This window comes from Actinosynnema sp. CA-299493 (assembly GCF_050946825.1).
Classification (GTDB): Bacteria; Actinomycetota; Actinomycetes; order Mycobacteriales; family Pseudonocardiaceae; genus Actinosynnema.
Genome location: NZ_CP191993.1, coordinates 6,833,920 through 6,850,388, shown reverse-complemented (window position 1 = coordinate 6,850,388; position 16,469 = coordinate 6,833,920). Strand labels below are relative to the sequence as shown.

17 protein-coding genes are annotated in these 16,469 nt (G+C 71.9%); 11 read left to right on the top strand and 6 right to left on the bottom strand.

Annotation, left to right across the window (positions count from 1 at the left end):
• Positions 1 to 307 precede the first annotated feature (307 nt).
• On the top strand, positions 308 to 1,477 hold the full coding sequence (locus ACQPYE_RS28655; protein WP_498715786.1) for a cytochrome P450: 1,170 nt from the start codon (positions 308 to 310) through the stop codon (positions 1,475 to 1,477).
• Between the two features lie 509 nt (positions 1,478 to 1,986).
• Here ACQPYE_RS28655 and ACQPYE_RS28650 read toward each other — a convergent pair.
• Positions 1,987 to 2,307 (bottom strand): hypothetical protein, encoded by a 321-nt coding sequence (locus tag ACQPYE_RS28650; protein WP_498715784.1) that lies wholly within the window; start codon positions 2,305 to 2,307, stop codon positions 1,987 to 1,989.
• A 270-nt stretch (positions 2,308 to 2,577) separates the two neighbouring features.
• Here ACQPYE_RS28650 and ACQPYE_RS28645 point away from each other — a divergent pair, with 270 nt between their 5' ends.
• Positions 2,578 to 2,850 carry a hypothetical protein gene (locus tag ACQPYE_RS28645; protein WP_498715783.1) on the top strand — a complete coding sequence of 91 codons (273 nt, stop codon included), beginning with the start codon at positions 2,578 to 2,580 and terminating at the stop codon, positions 2,848 to 2,850.
• Between the two features lie 74 nt (positions 2,851 to 2,924).
• Here the strand turns inward: ACQPYE_RS28645 and ACQPYE_RS28640 are convergent, their stop codons facing one another.
• Positions 2,925 to 3,188, bottom strand: a complete 264-nt coding sequence (locus tag ACQPYE_RS28640) for a hypothetical protein (protein WP_498715782.1) — start codon at positions 3,186 to 3,188, stop codon at positions 2,925 to 2,927.
• Positions 3,189 to 3,723: 535 nt separating this feature from the next.
• Here ACQPYE_RS28640 and ACQPYE_RS28635 point away from each other — a divergent pair.
• The gene (locus tag ACQPYE_RS28635) at positions 3,724 to 4,746 is read left to right on the top strand and encodes an SGNH/GDSL hydrolase family protein (RefSeq protein ID WP_498715781.1); all 1,023 of its coding nucleotides are present in this window, start codon (positions 3,724 to 3,726) and stop codon (positions 4,744 to 4,746) included.
• A gap of 51 nt (positions 4,747 to 4,797) precedes the next feature.
• Here the strand turns inward: ACQPYE_RS28635 and ACQPYE_RS28630 are convergent, their stop codons facing one another.
• Complete coding sequence (locus ACQPYE_RS28630) at positions 4,798 to 5,544, bottom strand: GAF and ANTAR domain-containing protein (protein ID WP_498715780.1); 747 nt, start codon at positions 5,542 to 5,544, stop codon at positions 4,798 to 4,800.
• A gap of 491 nt (positions 5,545 to 6,035) precedes the next feature.
• Here ACQPYE_RS28630 and ACQPYE_RS28625 point away from each other — a divergent pair, with 491 nt between their 5' ends.
• Positions 6,036 to 6,314, top strand: a complete 279-nt coding sequence (locus ACQPYE_RS28625; RefSeq protein ID WP_498715779.1) for a hypothetical protein — start codon at positions 6,036 to 6,038, stop codon at positions 6,312 to 6,314.
• On the opposite strand, the gene ACQPYE_RS28620 is transcribed toward ACQPYE_RS28625, so the two are convergent.
• A complete protein-coding gene (locus tag ACQPYE_RS28620; protein WP_498715778.1) occupies positions 6,311 to 7,066 on the bottom strand; it encodes a GAF domain-containing protein in 756 nt (251 codons plus the stop codon). The genes ACQPYE_RS28625 and ACQPYE_RS28620 overlap by 4 nt on opposite strands.
• Before the next feature lie 45 nt (positions 7,067 to 7,111).
• Positions 7,112 to 7,813, bottom strand: a complete 702-nt coding sequence (locus ACQPYE_RS28615) for a GAF and ANTAR domain-containing protein (RefSeq protein ID WP_498715777.1) — start codon at positions 7,811 to 7,813, stop codon at positions 7,112 to 7,114.
• Between the two features lie 326 nt (positions 7,814 to 8,139).
• Between ACQPYE_RS28615 and ACQPYE_RS28610 the strand changes: the two genes are divergently transcribed.
• Both ACQPYE_RS28610 and ACQPYE_RS28605 read left to right on the top strand, forming a co-directional pair.
• Positions 8,140 to 9,576: a M20/M25/M40 family metallo-hydrolase gene (locus ACQPYE_RS28610; protein ID WP_498715776.1), complete on the top strand. Its 1,437-nt coding sequence runs from the start codon at positions 8,140 to 8,142 to the stop codon at positions 9,574 to 9,576.
• Positions 9,577 to 9,653: 77 nt separating this feature from the next.
• Positions 9,654 to 11,123, top strand: coding sequence for an aminotransferase class I/II-fold pyridoxal phosphate-dependent enzyme (locus tag ACQPYE_RS28605; protein WP_498715775.1), 1,470 nt, complete (start codon positions 9,654 to 9,656; stop codon positions 11,121 to 11,123).
• A 140-nt stretch (positions 11,124 to 11,263) separates the two neighbouring features.
• Here the strand turns inward: ACQPYE_RS28605 and ACQPYE_RS28600 are convergent, their stop codons facing one another.
• Positions 11,264 to 12,028 (bottom strand): ANTAR domain-containing response regulator, encoded by a 765-nt coding sequence (locus ACQPYE_RS28600; protein ID WP_498715774.1) that lies wholly within the window; start codon positions 12,026 to 12,028, stop codon positions 11,264 to 11,266.
• A gap of 243 nt (positions 12,029 to 12,271) precedes the next feature.
• Between ACQPYE_RS28600 and ACQPYE_RS28595 the strand changes: the two genes are divergently transcribed.
• The 5 genes from ACQPYE_RS28595 (at position 12,272) to ACQPYE_RS28575 (ending at position 16,451) form a co-directional block, all read left to right on the top strand.
• The gene (locus ACQPYE_RS28595) at positions 12,272 to 12,757 is read left to right on the top strand and encodes a DUF6292 family protein (RefSeq protein WP_498715772.1); all 486 of its coding nucleotides are present in this window, start codon (positions 12,272 to 12,274) and stop codon (positions 12,755 to 12,757) included.
• Between the two features lie 199 nt (positions 12,758 to 12,956).
• Positions 12,957 to 14,720, top strand: a complete 1,764-nt coding sequence (gene ctaD, locus ACQPYE_RS28590; RefSeq protein ID WP_498715771.1) for an aa3-type cytochrome oxidase subunit I — start codon at positions 12,957 to 12,959, stop codon at positions 14,718 to 14,720.
• Between the two features lie 22 nt (positions 14,721 to 14,742).
• A complete protein-coding gene (locus ACQPYE_RS28585; protein ID WP_498715770.1) occupies positions 14,743 to 14,997 on the top strand; it encodes a hypothetical protein in 255 nt (84 codons plus the stop codon).
• A gap of 195 nt (positions 14,998 to 15,192) precedes the next feature.
• Positions 15,193 to 16,056: an inositol monophosphatase family protein gene (locus ACQPYE_RS28580; protein WP_498715768.1), complete on the top strand. Its 864-nt coding sequence runs from the start codon at positions 15,193 to 15,195 to the stop codon at positions 16,054 to 16,056.
• 38 nt (positions 16,057 to 16,094) lie between these two features.
• Positions 16,095 to 16,451, top strand: coding sequence for an STAS domain-containing protein (locus ACQPYE_RS28575; protein WP_498715767.1), 357 nt, complete (start codon positions 16,095 to 16,097; stop codon positions 16,449 to 16,451).
• Positions 16,452 to 16,469: the final 18 nt, after the last annotated feature.

Below are 16,469 nucleotides of genomic sequence, written 5' to 3'. Positions count from 1 at the left end.
GTGCCGTGTCTGGCGCAGTGAGCCGCCCGTAGCCCGGCACCCGCTTCGGCACCAGTGTCGGACTGGATGCGACACCGTCACCGGCACCGGTGACAACTCCGCCACGTCCCGGCTGTCCACACCACTGACCCGGGTCTCGATCGGGCGATACCCATAGCGCTGTCTCGGGAATTCCCGCCGCTGTTTCACCCACGGTGAGTGGTTGAGTCCACTGTCGAGTGAGCGTCTCGCTCACCGGTTGCCCGGATCGTGCTGCCTGTGCAGTGTTGGGTGACAGGTGATTTGCGATCGAACGCTGGAGGTACCAGTGATCGAAGCACCGGTCCACGATCCGATCAGGGACCTGATCACACCACGTGCGTTGCGCGACCCGGCTTCGGCATGGGAGCCGTTCCGGCGCCGTGAGGGCCTGTGGTGGAGCGAGACCCTCGACTCCTGGGTGGCGGCCTCGCTGGACGACTGCTCGACGGTGCTGGCGGACACCGAGCGGTTCTGCTCCGACTGGCGACGGCTGGGGGATGACACCCCGGACTCCGCGCTGAGCGTCCAGACCCTCGACCCGCCCGAGCACACCGCGGTGCGCGCCCTGCTGGTCCACGCCTTCCGCGCCCTGGACTGGGACCGCCTGCGCAGGCGGATGGCCGACAACGTCGAGCGCAGGCTCGCGGCACTGGCCGACCGGCCGTCGTTCGACTTCACGGGCGAGTTCGCCGGACCGCTGGCCCTGGACACCATCACCGACGTCCTCGGGGTCACCCTGCCCGACCGCCGTCGGTTCGCCGCGATCTCGGCGGACATCGTCGACTCCATGGACTACGCCCTGCGCCCGGACACCGTCGAACCGGGACGCGCCGCCCGCTCCGCTCTGGCCGAGCTGGCGGGCCGGTGGCTCGACGAGCCCACCACCGGGCCGGGCGTGGTGCGCTACCTCGCCGCCCACCGCGCCACCACCGAGGTGTCCGGGACGGTGCTGCGCAACTCGCTGCGCGTCATCCTGCACTCCGGCTACGAATCGGCCAGCCGGCTGCTGGGCAACGCCCTGCTCGCCTGCCTGGACACCCCTGGCGCGCTGGCAACCCTGGCCGACGGCGTGACCGACCCGGCGTTGCAGGAACTGGTGCGCTGCGCCGGACCGGTCCAGGCCGAAGCCCGCGGCTGCGTGCGCGACACCGACGTCAACGGGCACCCCGTCCGCCGCGGCGAGATCGTCACAGTCCTGATCGCCGCGGCCAACCGGGACCCGCGCGCCTTCGACGGCCCGGACACCCTGCGGCTGGACCGCCACCCCAACCACCACCTGGGTTTCGGCCGCGGCGCCCACGCCTGCCTCGGCGCACCACTGGCACTGCTGCTCACGCGCACCGCCCTGGGCGCCTTGGCCCGCCACCACCGACCACCCCGACCGCTGGGAGAGCCGGTCTTCCGCCGCAACGCCACACTGCGCGGCCTCGACCGGCTCGACCTGCGTTGGGGTTGACCACGAAACCGAAACCCGACGAGGAGAGGAGAAGACCATGCGTCACCTCCACTGAGCCCATGACCCGGCACGGTGCCCGGCCCACACGCCGGGCACCGTGCCCACCTGTGCCTCCCACGGCCCGGTCCACGCGACCCCAGGTCTGCCGCGCTCCGCATCGCCTTGCTGCTGCGGGATCTGCCGACAGACCCACCGCCTGCGCGAGCACACCAACGAGTGGTTCCGCGTTCCGACCGCGGTGGTGCGGGACGCAGGTGGTGCGTCGGTGGGCCACAGCGCGCCGCCGACCACCGCGACACAGGACACCCGGATCCCATAAGGCGATGCAGGGCCGGTCGCCCCGTTTCGACAACGCGCGGTAGGTCGGCAAGCGCTCCGCAACCGCCTCGCAGAGCTTCTGCTTGGCGTCGTCGGCGTTGAGCACCAGGTACCGGGAAGGGTCGACATCGGGGTTCTGGTTCAGCGCGGTGGTCTTGCCCGCGCCCGGCAGACCGCCGGTGAACAGCGCCTCACCGCCGTCGGGGACCCACGCGCCCCGCACGTACAGCTCCTCGGCGATCCGGCGATCCGGCGATCCGGCGATCCGGCGATCCGGCGATCCGGCGCTGCTTCGCCGCCCGTTCGGGCAGCCAGCGCACGCCGTCACCGCCGACGGTGTGGGTGACGGACGTGGCCCTGCCCCGCGTGAGTGCTTCGGCGACCTTGTCTTCGACCTCCCGGACGTGGGCGGCCCACTGCTCGTCGGTCAACGGCTCCAGAACGCCGGGTCCGCCGGCCGACGCGGTGACCGGCGCGGCGACCAGCGATACCGCCACCAGGACCGCGAGCACGAGCCGCGACCACCACCGTCGCGTGAGTTCCTCCGAAGCCCCGGCTGTGTCGACTCGGCGCATCCTGTTCCCTCCACACGTCACCGGACACCGCCACCGATGTCCTCTTTGGACGCAGGGTCGTCGCACCGCGGGAATCCGGCCGGCCCGCCCGCCCGACACCACCTGGACAGGTGCCACCGGGCCGAGACGCCGAGTGAACCCGGCCCGCGGAGAAAGGATGTTCGATGATCCGGTGAGCCTGCCAACCTCGGCAAGGCGAAGATCGCGGTGAAGGAGTACTACGGCGGACGCCTGGTGAACGGGAAGAACCAGCATTCGGACAACAGCCAGTGGGCACACGACGTCCAAGAGAAAGCCCATGAGGCGCGGCAGGCGCTCACCGAGGTGGACTTGGCGGCCAACCCGGCGGTCGTGCTGGACATCGACGACACCGCCGAGATCACCTACGGCCGGCAGGCCGACAACGACTTCAGGTTCGACCACCGCGAGCACTCACCGCGCAACGTCAAGCTGCCCAACCCGATGTACTACCTGCCCTGACAGCGGCGCGGTCCCGTGGGACGGGACCGCGCCGAAGGTGAACCAGCCACTGCGGCGTGTCGACCCCGACGAGGTCAGTCGGTGCGGGCTCGGCAGGCTTCCAGCGCCCAGGGCTGTCGACCGTAGGCGTCGCGGAAGATGCGGTAGCAGGTGGTCAGCTCGGTTGCGCCGCAGGCGTCGTGCGCGATCCACGGGTCGGCGTCGTGCTCGTCCACGGCGATGTCCATGCAGTCGCCGAAGTCCCTGGGCGCGGGTGCTGCCGTCGCCGGCCCCGACGTCAGGACACCGGCTCCGAGCAGGAGTGCGGTCACCAGGACCTTGGACGCGGTAGCGATCATTGCCGTCTCCCAACGGAAGGGGGTTGGTCGAATTCGAACCGGTGGTGTTCCGGTGTCCTGCTCGGGCGACGCGGAGCCCGGTCAGCAGAGGGCTCCTGGCAGCCGTGCCCGGCAGGCCGGTCAGCAGCAGTCCCGCCACCGCGATCACCGACGCCCTGCCGAACCACCCGGGGACCATCGCGACCTCCGTGCTCACTGTGGCGACACCGACATCGACACCGATATCGCCCGACGCTAGGTAGCCGCCGCTCTGCCTGTCGCTGACAGTGGGAAAAATCGACCACACGGGTAAGGCATCCCCCGGTCAGGCGGAGAAGCGGTCCCGCTCGGACACGGACCGTGTTCCGGCCGGTGCGAGTGGCTCGGTGTTCCGAGGACGTCGGGCTCGGCGCACGGTCGGGTGGAGTCCGCTTCGTCTTCGAGCGGTCAGGTCTAGTCATGCCTACGTTCGTGCACAGGTCGCCGGCCAGGCGACCGCCGCCGTCGTCCGGGTGGACGGCAGCGGCACCGAACGGACCGGTGGGAGATCGCAGTGGTGACAGCAGCTCGGCGGGGCCGCAACCTGCTTGCGGCGGCGGTGGCCGTGGTGCTCTGCGCGGGGGCCGCCGTGCCCGCCGCCGCGCAGGAGTCGGCGCGGGCGGAGCCGGTGTCGACGGTGTTCTTCGGCGATTCCTACGCCGCGAACTTCGGCATCGCCCCGATCTCCGGGGCCTGGGACGCGAACGAGTACTACTGCTTCCGGTCCGAGGAGAACTACCCGGCGGCGGCTGCCCGTGAACTCGCCGAGCAGGGCACCGCGCTCGACGTCGCCTCCGACCGGTCCTGCGGCGGCGCGCTCATCGAGCACTTCTGGACCGCGCAGCCCTTGCCGGGCGGCCGGAGCAAGCCGCCCCAGCAGGAGGCCCTGGGCAGTGAGACCAGGCTCGTCGTCGGCACCCTCGGCGGCAACACCCTCGGCTTCGTCCAGATCCTCCAGCAGTGCTCCCAGCGCTTCCGCGACCTGGGCGCGACGCTGCCCGGCGACCCGGTCGACCCCGAGGACCCCGCCGAGCGGTGCGCCGCCTTCTTCGCCGCCGGCGGCGGCAGGCAGTGGCTCGATTCCCGGTTCGAGGCGGTCGAGGACGAGTTCGAGGTGTTGTTCGGCAGGATCGAGGACTCCTCCCCGGACGCCGAGGTCGTGCTGGTCGGCTACCCGCGGATCGTGCCCGCCGACATCGTCAAGTGCCTGATCCCCGCACCCGGGCGGAAGTACAAGCCCTTGGCCGACATCCCGGCCGACGCCCTGCCCGTGTTCGACGACGTCCAGGAACGCCTCAACGACCTGATGCGCGCCAAGGCCGACGAGGCCGGAGCGGTGTTCGTCGACCTCTACGCCGTCACCGGCGAGAACACCGCCTGCGACGGCGACGACCGCGGCATCGGCGGCCTCTTCGAGACGTCCCAGGTCAAGCTCCTCGGCGTGCCGCTGCCCTGGCTGCTGCACCCCAACACCCGCGGCCGTGACATCCAGGCTCACCACCTCGCCACCGCCATCCAGAACGCCGTCGGCGCAGCGTGACGATGGCGCCGACCGGCTGAAGGTCTGTGGTCGGCGGTGTGGCGGGTGGTGTCAGGTCGTCGGTCGTGGTGGTGTGCTGGTGATGTCGGCGACGAGTCGGACGGCCAGGTCGTGCACCGCGGTGTCGTCGCGTTGTGACTGCTCGACCAGCAGGCGGGTGGCCTCGTCGGCGCTGATCCGGTGAGTGGCCATGAGGATGCCCTTGGCTTGGTCGATCACCGAGGGGTGGTCCAGTGCCGCCCGCAGTCGTTCGGTGGTGTCGACGGCGTCCCGGTAGCGGGAGTGGGCCAGCAACGCCGCGGTGGCGGTGGCGGTGTAGAGGTCGAGCAGCTTCTCGTCCAGGTCGGTGAAGCCGTGCCCGGCACGGCTGTAGCAGTTGATGCTGCCGGCGTGTCCGATGTCGATCGAGAGGGGGACGGATAGGAAGCTGCCGAAGCCCGCCGCCTCGGCGTCACGGGCGAAGGGAGGCCACCGGTCGGCCGCGTCGGTGATCGAGCTGCGCACCAGCGCGCCGGTGCGGATGGCCTCCAGACAGGGGCCGCGGTCCAAGGCGTACTGGACCCGGTCCAGTTCCACGACGACGTCGGCGGTGGCGGCCGCGGTGCCGGGTCGTCCGTCGGTCAGCAGGGTCACGCTGACCTCGTCGACGCCCGGTATCGCCCGGGTGACCTGCTTGCACATGCGGTCCAGCGCCGCCGGGAGGTCTTCCAAGCCGTCGAGCGCGGCGGTCAGGCGGGTCAGGGCGTCGGCGACCTCGTCCGGCGCCGGCGGCCACGACTCGTCTTGTCCAGTTCCCACAGTCGGTTCCCCTGTCGGTCGCGCCGAGCAGGAGAGACCCGTCCACGAGGACGAACGCAAGGCGGACAACCTGTAGCGCACCCCGCCGTCGCGTCCCGCCGCGTGGGCGGTGTGACGCAGGTTCGGAATGCCACGAAGGTGGCACACCGTCCAGCCAGTGCACACGAGTAACCTCAGTTCCCACAGCGTAGCCCTTAACGGCACGTTCGTGGTGCTTCGGCGGTCATGTCGGGCGCATGCGTCACGCAGGCAGTAGGTCACGACGTGATGACGGGTCGCCGGTTACCCTGCCGGTGGGCGCATGGTTGGCACGATCGTGTGGTGGGTACTCGGCCGGGACATCAAGCGGCCGGCGCGCCTCCAGCGTCCGAAGGGTGACGTCATGGCTCGCCCCCATCTCCTCGATCGCGGTGGCCGTCGCCTTCCTCGCTCCCGATGTGTCCGTCCAGTCGGGACGGTGGCGCGTCGTCGTGGGGTGGTGTTCGTGTGAGGTGAAGAGGAAGGTTGGAGTGGTGCACCCGGATGGCAGCCCCGTCGACCGCGCCGCTGCGGCGCGGCGGATCGTGGACGAGGTGGTCAGCCGTGGCGGGCTCTACGAGGCGGTCGGCATCATCCAGGGCGGAGTGGGTGGTGGCGATCCGACTTCCGCCGACGAGCGGTTCTCCGCCCGCTACGACGACGAGCACTGCCGGGTGGAAGCGGCGCGCATGGCGGCGATCGTGGACGCGGCGGCCGAGGGGCGGGCCGATCCCGACTGGGACGGGCGTTAGCCGTCCTCCGGCCGTTGCCCGCGCGCGTCGGCGGGGGAGGCGACGGCGGCCGGGTCGAGCGAGCCGTCGACCAGCGCGCGGGTGATGTCGCGCACCGGTGTGCGGTGCGCGGTGGCGTAGTCGTGGATCGACGCGCCGGCCCGTTCGGGGGCGAGGTCGAGGGCGCCCGCGACGATGCCGGTCGCGTGGGCGAAGCGGACCCGGTCGTTCATCGCGGTCAAGGTCTGCTGGACCAGCCGGTCGACGCGTCGCGCGTCGCCTTCCTGCGACAGCCCGAGCACGGTCAGGTCGGCCAGGGCGCGGGCGAGCTGCTCCTGCCACCGCTCCCAGGGCGCGGTCCTGGCGTAGAGCACGTTCAAGCCGCCGATGGTGCCGCCGTGCAACCGCATCGGGATCGCGTGGACCGCGTGGTAGCCGGCGGCGGCGGCGGCGGGGACGAACTCGGGCCAGCGGTCCGTTTCCCGGGCGAGGTCGGCGGCGTTCACCACCGCGCCGTCGCGGATGCAGTCCACGCAGGGACCTTCGTCGATCTGCGACTGCAGCAGCTCGACGAACCGGGCCCGTTCGTCGGACGCCGACACGACCTTGATGCCGCCGCGCGGGTCGACCAGCATCACGCCCGTGGCGGAGGCGTCGAGCAACCGCGTGCACGCGGCCGTGATCATGCGCAGCGCCGCGTCGGCGTCACGGCCGTCGACCAGCTCCGCCGTGATGTCGCTCAACGCGGCGGCGATCTGATCGGGGGCGGGCACCTGAAAATCATACGGCCCGCCGCGGTCGCGGCGCGCGGTGGCGGCTCAGTCCGCGAACCGGTCCAGCGGCAGGCGCCGCGCCAGCACGTCGCGGGCCACTTCGAGCACCGATCGGCGGCCGGCGAACGCGTGCGCCCGCAGCCGGGCGAAGGCGTCCTCCAGGCTGATCCGCAACTGGGCGGAGAGCATCCCGGTGGCGATGTTGACGTCCTGGTAGGAGACCTCGGCGCGTACTGCGCCGTCGGTGGCGCCGCTGTGGTCGAGCAGCCACAGGACCGTCAGATCGGCCAGCACGGCGGCGTCGGCGACCACGTCGGGCGGCAGGCCGCCCGGTCGGCGGCGGTAGAGGCCCAGCGTGCCGAGCCTGATGCCGCCCAGTTGCAGCGGGAAGGCGAACACCGCCGCCAGCCCTTCCTCCTCGGCCAGGTCCGCGAACCCGGGCCAGTTCGCGCGGTGCGCGCTCAGGTCCGCCACGAGCACCGGGCCGCCGGTGGTGAACGCCTCGACCCCCGGGCCCTCGCCGACGGTGTACTGGGCTTCCTCCAGCACCCCGGCCCAGTGGTCGCTCGCGCCGAGCAGCTCTTGGGCCCGGGACGCGCTGCGCAGCGTCACGGCGGCGGCGTCGACCCCGGCCAGGGCGTGCGCGCAGACCTCGCACAGCGCCTGCGTCCACCCAGTACGACCAGGCGAAGCCACGCGTTCCGCGACCATCCGCGCCAACTGGTCTCGACGCTGCCCGTCCAACATCCGTCCTCGCTGCCGCAGGTGAGCACCGCCGCACCGGACCACGAACCAGCCATGAGTCCTGCCTCGGTGACCTCGCGCACGAACGCGGTACGTCGCGGACGCGCCCCGGCCTCATCCGGGAGTGCCAGGAAGCCGATTATCCCGGCTCGGCGCTCCCTCGCACACTCGACCTCACGTGGGCCCGGTGCTCGGCAGCCGGTGCCGCGTCAGGGCGCGCGGTCCGGATGGCGCCCTCTCGGATGAGCGTTGGTTGTCCGACCACGAGTCGGGTACTCGATCCGATCCGCCAGGTCCGCGGAACGACAGCACAGCGGAAAGGGACGAGGATGGCTGACGAGGGGACGCGATCCGGGCCCGAAGGGGACGGCGAGGTGACCGGTCGGGTGCGCGGCTACCTGGCGGAGCACCGCGACCGGGTGGTCGAGGAGCTGATCGGGTGGGTGCGCCTGCGCTCGGTCGCGGGGGAGTCCGAGCACGACGTCGACCTGACCCGGTCGGCGAAGTGGCTGGCCGGGGCGTTGCGGGAGGTCGGTTTTCCCGTGGTGGAGGAGTGGGGCGCGACGGGCTGGCCCGCGGTCTACGCGGAGTGGTGCGAGGCGCCCGGCGCGCCGACGGTCCTGGTCTACAGCCACCACGACGTGCGCGCGGCCAAGGACTGGCAGTGGGAGGAGACGCCGCCGTTCGAGCCGACCCTGCGCGACGGTCGTCTCTACGGTCGGGGCACTTCCGACGCCAAGGGGCAGGTGATGGCCCACCTGTGGGGCGTCCGGGCGCACTTGGCGACCACCGGGCGCACGGCGCCCGCGGTGAACCTCAAGTTCCTGGTCGAGGGTGAGGAGGAGGCCGGGTCGCCGCACTTCGCCGGGGTGATCGAGGAGCACCGCGACCGGCTCGACGCCGACCTGGTGATGTTCTCCGACACGCTGCTGTGGCGGGCCGACCACCCCGCGATCTGCACCAGCGTGAGGGGGCAGCTCCTCGCGCACCTGGAAGTGTTCGGCCCGTTGCGCGACGTGCACAGCGGCGCGGTGTCCGGCCCGGCGCCCAATCCCGCCGAGGAGCTGTCCAGGCTGCTGGCGCGGCTGCACGACGAGAAGGGCCGCGTCACCCTGCCCGGGTTCTACGACGACGTGGCCGAGGCCTCCGAGCGCACCCGGGCCGACCTGGCGGCGCTGCCGTTCAGCGACGAGGACTGGCTGACCAGGTCGGAGACCCGGAGCATCGGCGGCGAGGCGGGGTACACGGTGCTGGAGCGGCTGTGGACCCGGCCGGCGGTCGAGGTGCTCACCGTGATCGCGGGCGACCCGGTCGGACCGCCGACCGGCGCGATCCCGGCGGTCGCGGTCGCCGACCTGAGCATCCGCACGGTGCCGGACCATACGGTCGCCGACGTGGCCGGGCAGGTGCGGCGCTGGGTAGCGGAGAACATCGGTGACGACGTGGACTACGAGCTGACGGTCTCGGAGGAGGCCGGCCAGGAGCCGTACCGCACCCCGGAGGACCACCCGGCGCTCGACGCGCTCGCGGAGGCAGTGCGCGAGGGGTTCGGCACACCGCCGGGCCGGATGGGCAACGCGGGCGGCGGGCCTGCCGAGCTGCTGGCCCGCGCCCTGGACGCGCCGGTCGTGTTCTTCGGCACCGGGCTGCCCGAGGACCGGTGGCACGACAGCGACGAGCGGGTGTCGGTCGACGTGCTGCTCGCCGGAGCCGCCACGCTGGCCCACCTGTGGCCACGGCTCGCCGCGCTGCACGAGCGCCGCTGACCGACGCTGACCGACGCTGACCGACGCGCCGGTGGTGGGGCACGTTCAAGTGATCCCGTTCTGGTTACTCCGTTCGCATGGACCACAGCAGAGCACCGGTGTTGGAAGCGTTGCAGGCGTTCCACGAACGCGGTTACACGCCGTTCAACCCGCCCGGCCACCGGCAGGGACGGGGTGTGGACCCGCGCGTGCTGGAAGTCGTGGGCGAAGCGGTGTTCGCCTCGGACGTCATCTCGGTCAACGGTCTGGACGACCGGCTCAACCGGCAGGGCGTGATCGAGCAGGCGCAGCAGCTGATGGCCGACGCCGTGGACGCCGAGCACGCGTTCTTCTCCACCTGCGGCAGCTCGTTGTCGGTCAAGAGCGCCATGTTGTCGGTCGCCGGGCCGCACGAGAAGCTGATCGTGCCCCGGCACGCCCACAAGTCGGTCACCTCGGGCCTGATCCTGTCCGGCGTGTCCCCGGTGTGGCTGTCGCCGCACTGGGACGCCGAGCGCCACCTGTCCCACCCGCCGGGCCCCGACGAGGTGCGGGCGCTGTTCCAAGCCGAGCCCGAGGCCAAGGGCATGTTGCTGGTGACCCCGAACGACTACGGCACGTGCGGGGACATCGCCGCCATCGCGGAGGTCTGCCACGAGTTCGGCAAGCCGCTGATCGTGGACGAGGCGTGGGGCGCGCACCTGCCGTTCCACCCCGAACTGCCGCCGTGGGGCATGGACGCGAACGCCGACGTGGTCGTCACCAGCGTGCACAAGTCCGGCGCGGCGGTGGAGCAGAGCTCGGTGTTCCACCTCCAGGGCGACCTGGTCGACCCCTACGCGCTCAAGTCCCGCGAGGACCTGCTGGGCACCACCAGCCCGTCGTCCCTGGTCTACGCCACGCTGGACGGTTGGCGGAGGCACATGGTGCAGCACGGGGAGGAGTTGCTCACCGCGACCATCTCGCTGGCGCACGCCACCCGGGCCGCGATCGACGAGCTGCCCGGCCTGCGCGTGATGGGCGAGGCGGAGTTCGTCGGTGGAGCTCTCGCGCACACCTTCGACCCGCTCAAGGTGGTGGTGGACCTGACCGGGCTGGGCATCAGCGGCTACCAGGCCGCCGACTGGCTGCGCGAGGAGCAGCGGGTCGCCCTCGGGTTGTCCGACCACCGCCGGATCGTCGCCCAGTTCACCCACGCCGACGACCACCGCACCGCCGCCGTCCTGCTCGACGCGCTGGCCGCCCTGGTCAAGGCCGCCGACGGGATGCCCACGCCCAAGCCGGTCGACCTGCCCACGCCCGACGACCTGCAACTGGAGACCGCGATGCTGCCCCGCGACGCGTTCTTCGCCGAGGTCGAGCAGGTTCCCGCCGACCAGGCCGTCGGCCGGGTCAGCGCCGAGATGGTCACCCCCTACCCGCCCGGCGCGCCCGCCGTGCTGCCCGGTGAGGTGATCAACCAGGCGGTCGTGGACTACGTCCGCTCGGGCCTCGACGCCGGCATGATGCTGCCCGACCCCGCCGACTCCGAGGTCAAGTCCTTCCGCGTGGTGGTCCGCGAGCGTTGACGGACCGGGGGTCCGGGCAGGCGTGAAGCCGACGTGCCGAGTGCTCCCGCCGCTCGCCGGGCACCACGCGAGCGGCGGGAGCACTTGGACGGTCAGTTCGGTGCGTGGGCTGGTGCGACCGGAGGTCCGTTCGCGGAACCTCACCTGTCCCGGTCGACTCGGTTGCTGCTCTCGGCGACGAAGCGGTGGGCGAGGTCGCGGAGCTTGACGTTCTCGCGCTGGGAGCGGGCGGCCAGCATGGCGAACGCCTCGTCCGCGGTGATCCCGTGCACCGCCATGATGATCCCCTTGGCCTGGTCGATGACCGCGCGGCTGGTCAACGCCTGATCCAGTTCAGCCGCCTGCCGGCGGGCCCGCAGGTAGCGGCGGGCGTTGCGCAGCGCCGCCTCCGCGGCGGTCGTGTACAGCTCCAGCACGGCCGCGTCGAGTTCTTCGAACCCGCGCTCCTGCTTGCTGTAGAGGTTGAGCGAGCCGGACCGCTCCTCGTCGATGCGCAGCGGAGCCGAGAGGTAGCCGGTGATGCCCGACTTCGCGGCCGCCGCCGAGAACACCGGCCACCGATCTGACGCGGCGGTCACCATCGCCTGGAGGACCCGGCCCGTCCGGGCGGCCTCCAGGCAGGGCCCCTCGCCCGTGCGGTACTGCGCGGTGTCCACGTCCAGCGCGGGCTGCCCGGTCGCCGCCGCGGTTCTCGGGCCGTCCCGGCCCAGCATGGTCACGCTGACGACGTCCGCTCCGGGCACGGCTTGGGCCACTTGTCGGCAGACCCGGTCCAGGACGGTCGACAGCTGCTCCTCCTGGTCCAGGACCGCCCACAGCTGCGCCAGCGCCTTCGTGACCTCGTCGAGCCGACGGGCCAACCCGTTCGCGACGTGACCACCCGCTTCCTCACGCTGCCCGCCCATCGCCCCAGCCTCCTCCACCGCAACGGGCATCGCCGGCCCGTTCCACGTAGCACTCCTGCCCCGTGCACACCGCGGTCACACCTGTCGGCGCGAACCTGTGGCGGTGCTCCTGCGGCATCGCTGGGCGAACACCCCTCGTGGCCGAGCGGCACCGACGGGGTGGATCACGGCGTCCGGCCCGCACCTCACCCGGTCTTTCACCCGGAAGGGTGGTTTCGTCGTCCCGTGCGGGGTACTGAACCAGTGCGTCAAGAAGCCGGCGCGTTCACCCGATGGTTGGACGAAGGCGGCGACGCGGTGGAATCGCAGTTCAACGACTTCCTGGTCCGGGCGCTGCGCGGCTACGCGCGGTCGGTGACCCTTGAGCTGGGGCTCGCCCCTGAGCGCTCGTACGTGCAGGCCGAGGGGCCGGCGACCGTGTTCCTGGAGCTCGACGGCAGGCTCCCGGCGTTCCCTGACCGCGAGGCGGCCTTGCTGTGGGACCAGCGCAGCGGCTGGGCGGCGGCGGTGGAGACGCACAGCGGCGAGGACCTGATCGTGCAGGCGTGGTTCGGCACGGACCTGCTGCCCTGGCCGCGTGCGGTGGCCCGCTGGGTCGACGCGCTGCTGCGGGGTGGCCCGCACCCCGATGCCGGGTACGGGTCACCCGGCCCGGCGCGGGCGGACCTGGCCCGTCGACTGGCGCCGTACGCCGCCGTGCCGCCGACCGCGCTGTCCCGGATCGCATGAGGCGCCGGGGCGCACGCACTCCGGCAGCGGGCTCGCGGTGGGCCACCTCGGTCAACGCCACCGGAAGTCACGGCGGTGCGGGGGCCGGCACTGGCGGTGGTCGGGCGCGTCCGTGGCGGTCCGAGTCGGTACCCGGAAGGTGGAAGCGGTCGGTGGCGCCGGTGGGCCGGCGCACCGCCCCGGTGAGTCGAGGATGGTCATGACGACGCTCAAGCCGACGCCGATCGTTGCCCGCGGGGCCGCGCGGCCCCGTCTCAAGGGGTCGGCTTTGCTCCGCCTGTTCCGCACCACCGATCACAAGGTGATCGGCCTGATGTACCTGACCACGTCGTTCGCGTTCTTCCTGGTCGGTGGGCTGATGGCACTGCTGATGCGCGGCGAGCTGGCGCGGCCGGGGCTTCAGTTCCTGTCCAACGAGCAGTACAACCAGCTGTTCACCATGCACGGCACGGTGATGCTGCTGCTCTACGCGACCCCGATCGTGTTCGGGTTCGCCAACTTCGTCCTGCCGTTGCAGATCGGGTCGCCGGACGTGGCGTTCCCGCGGCTCAACGCGCTGTCGTACTGGCTGTACCTGTTCGGCGGCCTGATCGCGGTCGGCTCGTTCCTCACGCCGGCCGGCGCGCCGGACTTCGGCTGGACCGCCTACACGCCGCTGTCCAGCGCGATCCACAGCCCCGGTGTGGGCGCCGACCTGTGGATCTCCGGCCTGGTCGTGGGCGGTCTGGGCACGATCCTCGGCGCGGTCAACATGATCACCACGGTAGTCTGCCTGCGCGCGCCGGGCATGACCATGTTCCGGATGCCGATCTTCACCTGGAACATCCTCATCACCTCGATCCTGGTGCTGGTGGCGTTCCCGATCCTGACCGCCGCGCTGCTGGGCCTGCTGGCCGACCGGCACCTGGGCGCGCACGTGTTCGACCCGGCCAACGGCGGCGTGATCCTGTGGCAGCACCTGTTCTGGTTCTTCGGCCACCCCGAGGTCTACATCGTCGCGCTGCCGTTCTTCGGCATCGTGTCGGAGATCTTCCCGGTGTTCAGCCGCAAGCCGATCTTCGGCTACAAGGGCCTGGTGTACGCCACGATCGCGATCGCGCTGTACTCGGTGATCGTGTGGGCGCACCACATGTACGCCACCGGCGCGGTGCTGCTGCTGTTCTTCGCCGCGTCCACGTTCATCATCGCCATCCCGACCGGCATCAAGTTCTTCAACTGGATCGGCACCATGTGGAAGGGGCAGCTGACGTTCGAGTCGCCGATGCTGTTCGGCGTCGGGTTCCTGGTGACGTTCCTGTTCGGCGGCCTGTCGGGCATCCTGCTCGCCTCGCCGCCGATCGACTTCCACGTCCACGACACCTACTTCGTGGTGGCCCACTTCCACTACGTCCTGTTCGGCACGATCGTGTTCGCCACCTACGCGGGCATCTACTTCTGGTTCCCCAAGATGACCGGCCGGATGCTGGACGAGACCCTGGGCAAGGTCCACTTCTGGACCACGTTCCTCGGCTTCCACCTGACCTTCCTGGTGCACCACTGGCTCGGCAACCAGGGCATGCCGCGCCGCTACGCCGACTACCTGCAGAGCGACCAGTTCACCGGCCTCAACACCATCTCCACCATCGGCTCGTTCGTCCTGGGCGCCTCGACCCTGCCGTTCATCTGGAACGTCCTGCGCAGCTACCGCTTCGGCGAACCCGCCGGTCGCGACGACCCGTGGGGCTTCGGCAACTCGCTGGAATGGGCGACCAGCTGCCCGCCGCCGCGGCACAACTTCACCGAGCTGCCCCGCATCCGCTCCGAACGCCCCGCGTTCGAGCTGCACTACCCGCACATGGTCGAGCGGATGCGCGACGAGGCCCACTACTCGGTGCGCAACCGCGACCAGGACGACACCGGCGTCGACCCGACGACCGAGAAGTACCTGGCCCCGACCGACCGTGACACCCGACAGGACGACTGACGTCGTGGGGGAGCAGAACCCGATGACCCGGTACGAGCGCCGTCGACTCCGCCGGATCGAGACCACCGACCCGGCCCGCGCGCTCTCCGGCCGGACCACGATCCGGCGGCCCGTGCACCGCACCTCGGCCAAGGCGTGGTCGGCGCTGCTCGGCATCGTGCCGGCGGTCGGCCGAGCAGCCGTCCACCTGCCACTGGCGTTCGCGGGCTGCCTGCTGCTCATGGCGGCGGCGTGCCCGCACGTCACACGTCCGCGCCCGGCCGCGCCGCAAGGGTGACCGGGAGGGGTTTGCCCGTTGTGGGCCGGGTATCCCGGGATCGATCGGACCGCGCCGTGCCGGCGTCGACCGATCGGTTCCTCGGCAGGTCGGTCGAGCAGGCGCCGACCCCCACCACCCCGGTGGCTGGGCGCGCCTGTGGCGACCTGGTCACCCCGCCGCCCGGGCAGCGGGCCGACCCCTTCAGGACCGGACATGACCGAGACATCGCCGACCTCGCGCCGGAGCGCCGTGGACCTCGACGAGCTGCTGGCCGTCGCCCGCGCCGCCGCGCGGGCGGGAGGCCGCACCGCAGCCTTCTGGCGCCACCGCGCGCACCGCCTGTTCCAGGAGGGCGACATCGCGCTCGACGTCCTCATCGACGAGGCGCGCCACGAAGCCGATCAAGCCATCCGGGCCGTCCTGCGCAGGCAGCGGCCCAACGACGGCATCCTCGGCCGGGAGGGGAGCACCGCCGGTTACACCGACGTGCGGTGGATCGTCGACCCGATCGGCGGGAGCGTCGACTACCTCTACGAACGGCCGGACTGGGCGGTCAGCGTGGCCGCCGCCGCGCCCGGTGGCACGCTGCTGGCCGGGGTGGTGGCGGAGCCGGCGGCGGGCGTGCTGACCGGGGCCCGGCTGGGCGGCGGCGCCACGAGCAACGACGACCCCGTGCCCCCTCCGGGCAGGCGCGACCTGGCCCGTGCCCTGGTCGAGGTCGCCTCCGACGGGCGCGGCGCCTCGGCGGGCCGCACGGTGGACGCGCTCGTGGCACGCGTGGGCGAGGTCCGGCGTGGGGGCAGCACCGCCGCGGCGCTGGCCCGCGTCGCCACCGGACGGGCGGACGCGCTGTGGGCGCCCGACCTGAAGCCGTGGGACTGCGCCGCGGGTGTCCTGCTCGTGCAGGAGGCGGGCGGCACGGTCGGCGACCTCGTCGGCACGTCACCGCGGACGTGGCCCGGCAGCGGCGACGTGCTGGCCGCGGCGCCTGTGCTGTGGGGCCCGTTGCGGGAACTGCTGGCCGGAGTGCACCCACCGGCCGTCGCCCGGCACGGCCTGGCCGTCACCGACCGGTGACGCCCGACCCGCAATCCCGATCGCGAGGAGAGGCTTGGATGACCCACCTTTCGACCAGGACCGACGTGGACGAGGGAATCTCCTCGGTCCGGGTGTCGGGTTCGCTGGACGTGGCATCGCAGCGGCCCCTCGCGGACGCGTTGGACGCCGTCTTCGACACGAGTCCCGGCGCGATCGTCCTGGACCTGCGCGCGGTCGACTTCCTGGGGTCGTCCGGCATCGCCCTGCTCATCAACGCCCGGCACCGGGCCGCGAGGCTGGGCATCCCCTTCGCCGTCGTCGCGGACAACCAGCGCGTGCTGCGGCCACTGCGGATGAGCCAGGTCGACACGGCGCTGCCCCTGCACCCGACGGTGCGGGCCGCGGTGGTGGCGGTGCGGCTCGCGTCCACTTGAGCCGGTCGTCCCGCAGAG

What these genes read in the sequence shown, in the direction of transcription:
- ACQPYE_RS28575 (WP_498715767.1), top strand. Translation starts at nt 16,095, where the DNA reads ATGACCCACCTTTCGACCAGGACCGACGTGGACGAGGGAATCTCCTCG.
- ACQPYE_RS28610 (WP_498715776.1), top strand. Translation starts at nt 8,140, where the DNA reads ATGGCTGACGAGGGGACGCGATCCGGGCCCGAAGGGGACGGCGAGGTG.
- ACQPYE_RS28580 (WP_498715768.1), top strand. Translation starts at nt 15,193, where the DNA reads ATGACCGAGACATCGCCGACCTCGCGCCGGAGCGCCGTGGACCTCGAC.
- ACQPYE_RS28600 (WP_498715774.1), bottom strand. Translation starts at nt 12,028, where the DNA reads ATGGGCGGGCAGCGTGAGGAAGCGGGTGGTCACGTCGCGAACGGGTTG.
- ACQPYE_RS28615 (WP_498715777.1), bottom strand. Translation starts at nt 7,813, where the DNA reads ATGTTGGACGGGCAGCGTCGAGACCAGTTGGCGCGGATGGTCGCGGAA.
- ACQPYE_RS28585 (WP_498715770.1), top strand. Translation starts at nt 14,743, where the DNA reads ATGACCCGGTACGAGCGCCGTCGACTCCGCCGGATCGAGACCACCGAC.
- ACQPYE_RS28640 (WP_498715782.1), bottom strand. Translation starts at nt 3,188, where the DNA reads ATGATCGCTACCGCGTCCAAGGTCCTGGTGACCGCACTCCTGCTCGGA.
- ctaD (WP_498715771.1), top strand. Translation starts at nt 12,957, where the DNA reads ATGACGACGCTCAAGCCGACGCCGATCGTTGCCCGCGGGGCCGCGCGG.
- ACQPYE_RS28605 (WP_498715775.1), top strand. Translation starts at nt 9,654, where the DNA reads ATGGACCACAGCAGAGCACCGGTGTTGGAAGCGTTGCAGGCGTTCCAC.